The 5,482-nt window shown below is 51.8% G+C and carries 5 protein-coding genes and 1 pseudogene; 2 read left to right on the forward strand and 4 right to left on the reverse strand.

Features of this window, described 5'->3' with window-relative positions; all coding sequences use genetic code 11:
• Together KQJ18_RS21130 and queC are read left to right on the forward strand one after the other, a co-directional pair.
• Window positions 1-993: pseudogene (locus KQJ18_RS21130) on the forward strand (SgrR family transcriptional regulator); the annotation flags it as partial.
• A 64-nt stretch (window positions 994-1,057) separates the two neighbouring features.
• Complete coding sequence (gene queC / locus KQJ18_RS21135; protein WP_137351080.1) at window positions 1,058-1,753, forward strand: 7-cyano-7-deazaguanine synthase QueC; 696 nt, start codon at window positions 1,058-1,060, stop codon at window positions 1,751-1,753.
• Between the two features lie 102 nt (window positions 1,754-1,855).
• On the opposite strand, the gene fadM is transcribed toward queC, so the two are convergent.
• From fadM to hupB, 4 genes are all read right to left on the reverse strand, one after another.
• Entirely contained in the window at window positions 1,856-2,254 is a 399-nt protein-coding gene (fadM, locus tag KQJ18_RS21140) for a long-chain acyl-CoA thioesterase FadM (RefSeq protein WP_087857049.1), read from the reverse strand.
• Window positions 2,255-2,358: 104 nt separating this feature from the next.
• Window positions 2,359-2,733 (reverse strand): helix-hairpin-helix domain-containing protein, encoded by a 375-nt coding sequence (locus KQJ18_RS21145; RefSeq protein ID WP_216422666.1) that lies wholly within the window; start codon window positions 2,731-2,733, stop codon window positions 2,359-2,361.
• 146 nt (window positions 2,734-2,879) lie between these two features.
• Window positions 2,880-4,754: a peptidylprolyl isomerase gene (gene ppiD, locus KQJ18_RS21150; protein WP_085047635.1), complete on the reverse strand. Its 1,875-nt coding sequence runs from the start codon at window positions 4,752-4,754 to the stop codon at window positions 2,880-2,882.
• Window positions 4,755-5,021: 267 nt separating this feature from the next.
• On the reverse strand, window positions 5,022-5,294 hold the full coding sequence (hupB, locus tag KQJ18_RS21155) for a nucleoid-associated protein HU-beta (protein ID WP_003021629.1): 273 nt from the start codon (window positions 5,292-5,294) through the stop codon (window positions 5,022-5,024).
• Window positions 5,295-5,482 lie beyond the last annotated feature (188 nt).

Genomic DNA, 5,482 nt, shown 5'->3' on the forward strand with positions numbered 1-5,482 from the left:
ATTCTGCATCGTCCCGACTTCTGGCTGGCGCACCGTCTGGCAAGCTACAGCAGCCATTTGGCGCATCCGGAACATCCGTTTGTAGGTACAGGTCCATTCCGGTTGACGTTGTTTACCCCTGAGCTGGTGCGTATCGAGAGTCACGATCACTACCACCTGAGTCATCCACTCCTGAAAGCGATCGAATACTGGATAACTCCGCAACTCTTCTCCCAGGACTTGGGCACCAGCTGTCGCCATCCGGTGCAAATAGCGATTGGTAAACCCGAAGAGCTGCCCATGCTAAGCCAGGTGAGCAGCGGGATAAGCCTCGGTTTTTGCTATCTCACGCTCAGAAAAAGTGCGCGCCTGAATACCTTGCAAGCCCGCCGGCTGGTCAATATTATCCATCGCTCTTCCCTGCTACAAACGCTGGAGGTAGATGAAAACCTGATAACCCCGAGCAATGCGCTGCTGCCTGGATGGACGATCCCGCAATGGGATGAGTTGAACGAGGTAGCGCTACCGGAAAAACTGACGCTGGCGTATCACCTGCCGGTTGAACTACATGCCATGGCTGAACAGCTTCGCCAGGCGCTGGCGCTACTCGGCTGTGAATTAACGCTTATATTTCATAATGCTAAAAACTGGGACGGTAATCATCCTTTAGCGCAGGCCGACCTGATGATGGGAGACAGACTGATTGGCGAAGCGCCTGAATATACCCTCGAACAGTGGTTACGTTGCGATCAACTGTGGTCACATGTACTCAATGCGCCTGAATACACGCACTTGCAAACCACGCTGGATGCCCTGCAAGTCCAGGCCAATGAAGACGATCGTCACGCGGCGTTACAGCAAGTGTTCGCCACGCTGATGCATGATGCCACGCTGACTCCGCTGTTCAATTATCACTATCGTATTAGCGCGCCACCGGGCGTGAACGGTGTTCGCCTGAATCCTCGCGGCTGGTTTGAGTTCACCGAAGCCTGGTTACCGCCCCCTTCAGCATGAAGAAGCTGGTCGACACCACGTCCAGGCGCTACCATATGGGTTTCGTTATTTGTCAGGAAAAGCCATGAAACGTGCCGTTGTTGTATTCAGTGGAGGTCAGGACTCCACGACCTGTCTGGCGCAAGCGCTACATCAGTATGATGAAGTCCACTGCGTGACCTTTGATTATGGTCAGCGCCATCGCGCTGAGATTGATGTCGCACGTGATCTGGCCTTAAAACTCGGCGCGCGTGCGCACAAAGTGCTTGATGTCACGCTGCTTAGCGAACTGGCTGTCAGTAGCCTGACCCGTGATAACATTCCGGTGCCTGATTACGAACCGGATGCGAATGGCATTCCCAATACCTTTGTGCCCGGACGCAATATTCTGTTTTTAACGCTGGCGGCGATTTACGCATATCAGGTGCAGGCAGAGGCGGTCATTACCGGCGTTTGTGAAACCGACTTCTCTGGATATCCTGACTGTCGCGATGAGTTCGTCAAGGCTCTGAACCATGCCGTGAACCTGGGGATGGCAAAAGATATCCGCTTTGAAACTCCGCTGATGTGGATCGATAAAGCCGAAACCTGGGCGCTGGCCGATTACTGGGGCAAGCTGGACCTGGTACGCGAAGAAACGCTGACCTGCTATAACGGTATCAAAGGTGACGGTTGTGGTCACTGCGCGGCCTGTAATCTGCGCGCCAACGGTCTTAACCATTATCTGGCGGATAAACCGGCAGTGATGACGGCGATGAAGCAGAAAACCGGTCTTAAGTAATACGTTAGGTTTTGCCGGATGGCGACGCGGGGGTCTTATCCGGCCTACGGGACTTACCACCATTGTAGGCCCGGTTAGCACAAGTAGCACCGGGCAATTCCGCTACTTCACCATCAGTTCCAGTTTCTCGCGCAACTCTCCTTCCAGCGGTAGCGCTTTTTGCGTTTTCAAATCAATACAGACGAAGGTAATCAACGCATCTGCTACCACCTGTCCTTCCGGCTCCAGGGTGATAGTCTGGTTCAACACACCGCTTTTGCCATTTAACTGCTGTACCTGACTGGTAATAGTCAGCAGGTCGCTCAGCACCGCCGGACGGCGATAGTTGATATTAATATTCACAACCACAAAAGCGATGTTGTGAGCGGTCATCCACTGAAAGCTGTCGCTGTTTTCCAGTCCATCCCAGCGTGCTTCTTCCAGAAACTCAAGATAACGGGCATTGTTGACGTGCTGATAGACATCAAGATGATAACCACGGACTTTGATTTGTGTTTGCATAGCGCAGAAACCTTACGTTTTTTTATATGTACATATTCAGGGTGAAGAGGCCATAACTGGTATGACCTCTATAGTCTGGCAAACTTTCAGCGCTCTGCAAGTTATTAAAGTGTTAAAACTGCCAGGTTACGCTCTACCAAAGAACTTCCCATCCCCGGCACCTGCTTTAAATCATCGACCGTTTTAAATGGCCCGTACTCTTCTCGATAGCTGACAATAGCCTGGGCTTTTTTCAGTCCGACCCCATTCATCACTCGCGCTAAATCCTCCGCAGAAGCGCTGTTGATGCTTACCCTGGTGCCTTCATCATCGCTTGCTTTAGCGGGTTGCGTAGCCTTGCTTTGCGCCACTGTGGAAGCATCCGCATTGGTTTGAGTCGCCTGGTTTTTGGCAACGGGCTCTGCAGCCAATGCGCTTTGGGCCATAGCGCCGCAGGTCAATGAAAGGGTGATAAGCAGGGCTTTGATTCCATGTTTCATACTGTTTTCTCCGTGTTTGTTAACAGTGGAATCACGATAGCGAGGTGCGGAACAGCAGACAAACGGCAAATAACAGAAATGGAAAAGGCCGCGAAAGCGGCCTTTGGTTAATACAACTTTTTGCAATTTTTTGCGAGCAGCCTCGGTTATTGCTGTTGCTCCAGCGCGTCACCGATTTTAATTTTTGCGGCTTTACGCAGGTTGCTCATCAGCGCTTCAAACACAATCTGCGCGTTGTTCTGGGTGATCCCCTGAACCATCGCTTTCTTCTGCGCTTCAGGCATCGAACCCGCTTTCACTTCGTCCAGCGCCAGCAGAACAACGTTACCCTGCATATCGTTCGCCACGCCGTAGCTCGGTTTGTCTTTCGCTGGCAGGCTCAGACCAAAGGCTGCCTGGCTCAGAGGATCCTGACCAGTGCGGCTCAGCGTTTTCGCCTCACCAAAGCTCAGACCCGCGGCTTTCATCGCTTCATCGCCTTTACCGGCTTTCAGGTCCGCCAGCAGTTTATCAGCATCCAGCTTAGCCTGTTGCTCTGCTTTATTGTGCTTAACAAGCGCAGTAACCTGCTCTTTCACTTCAGCCAGTGGCTTAACGGCTTCGGCTTTGTGCTCTGCAATACGCAGCACAAACGCGCGATCGCCATCCACGGTAATGATATCAGAGTTACTGCCAGGCGTACCGTTCTCGCCAACCAGACCCCCATTGAAAATGACGTCAGCGACGGGTTTGAAATTCAGCTCTTCCGGCAGACTGTCACGGCTAAACCAGCCCGTTTCAACCGCTTTCATACCGGCAGCTTGCTCCGCACCCGCCAGGGATTCGTTATCGTTGCTGGCTGCATCGCTCACTTTCTGCTGCAGCGCATAGTACGCATCCAGCGCTTTTTCCTGCTTCACTTTCGCCGCAATGTCGTCACGGGCTTCGCTCAGCGGTTTAACCTGCGCAGGCTGTACGTCATCAAGACGCGCAACGAGGAAACCAACGGAAGATTTAATTACACCGGACAGTTGGCCTTTGTCTTTCAGGCCGGCATTTTTCAGCTCATCCGGAGTGGTGGAATCTTCCAGCCATCCCATATCGCCACCTTTACGGGCAGAGATGATGTCGGCTGATTTTTCTTTCGCCAGCGCAGCGAAATCTGCGCCTTTGCTCAACTCATCCAGTACCGCTTTAGCTTCATCTTCCGTTTTCGTCTGAATAATGCTGTAGCGGTTACGCTGCGGCTGAGTGAACTGGTCCTGATGCTGGTCATAGTAAGACTGAATATCAGCATCGCTGGCCGTCTCCTGCAGTGCAGCAGCGTCCAGCTTGATGTAGCTCACGCGGAACTGTTCCGGCGTCATGAAGTTGTTTTTATTCTGCTCGTAGTAGCTGGCAACTTCCTGCTCGGTAACGGATTGCTTCGCGGCAAGCGCGTTAACGTCAATCGTCGCCTCACGCACGATACGCTGCTGTGCGACCAGCGCCGCCAGCTCATCGGTTTCGCCTTTCAGCATGAAGTCCGTACCGGCAACGCCGTTGATCAACTGCTGGGTAGTAAGCTGATTACGTAATGCCTCAGCGTACTGATCGGCGGTCATTCCCATTTGATTAACAATCGCATTGTAGCGGTTGTTATCAAATTTGCCGTCCACCTGGAAAGCAGGCGTGGCGAAAATAGCCTGTTTAACCTGATCGTCGCTGATATTGAGCTTCAGCTCGCGGGAGTATTGATCCAGCAGCGCTTCGTCTACAAGACGATTCAGCACCTGCTGACGCAGCGTTTTCATATAGCCTTCATTCGCCGCCAGCTCAGAGTATTGATCGCCCAACTGTTGCTGCATGCGGTTACGTTCGCTATTGAACGCATTCTCGAATTGCCCGCGGCTGATCTCCTGGCCATTCACTTTGGCGGCGTAATTGTTGCCCCCGCCAATCAGGTAACCACTCACGCCGGTCAAAATGAACGACACGATAATGATACCGAAAATAATCTTGAGCACGAGACTGTTAGCAGCCGTGCGTAAGCTGTCCATCATGGTGTAACCACACTCCGCTGTAGATGACTATACGCGTTATCCTTCAAGCCGCCTGCACGTTGTTACAACAACAGCGGCAAGGATTTTGAGTATATATGCTTCACGCAGCATAGCGTTTCCTGAACGCTGCGCACAAAGGCCTATTGTGACAAGAAACGGGGGCAATTGTCAGCCCACAACACGTAGAAAGTACCGGAATCAGAAATAAAAAAGGCACATCAGTTGATGCGCCCTTGTACTTCGTCACATCCCCAAAGGGGAAATCACTTAGTTTACCGCGTCTTTCAGTGCTTTACCTGCACGGAAGCCCGGTACTTTAGCCGCGGCGATGGTGATCTCTTTACCTGTTTGCGGGTTGCGACCAGTACGGGCAGCACGCTCTTTAACGGCAAAAGTACCAAAACCTACCAGCGCTACGTCATCGCCTTCCTTCAGGGATTCGGTAACAGAAGCAATAATTGCATCTAACGCACGTCCAGCCGCAGCTTTAGAGATATCAGCCCCTGCAGCAATTTTGTCGATCAGTTGAGATTTATTCACTCTTCTCTTCCTCTTTTATAATTTATATCGCACCTGAATCCTTCAAAGTGCGACCGCGCAGCAGTTATATCAGGCCTGCCATGCCCTTACAACACCCGTTAATGATGGCAAGCCTAATCCGTCATCTAAATTAGCTATACAAAAAAAGGCTGGCAAGTCCGAAATGGCCTGCCAGCCCTGTTTTTATT

The sequence above is a fragment of the Citrobacter sp. S55_ASV_140 genome, from assembly GCF_018919505.1.
GTDB classification, from domain to species: Bacteria; Pseudomonadota; Gammaproteobacteria; order Enterobacterales; family Enterobacteriaceae; genus Citrobacter; species Citrobacter werkmanii.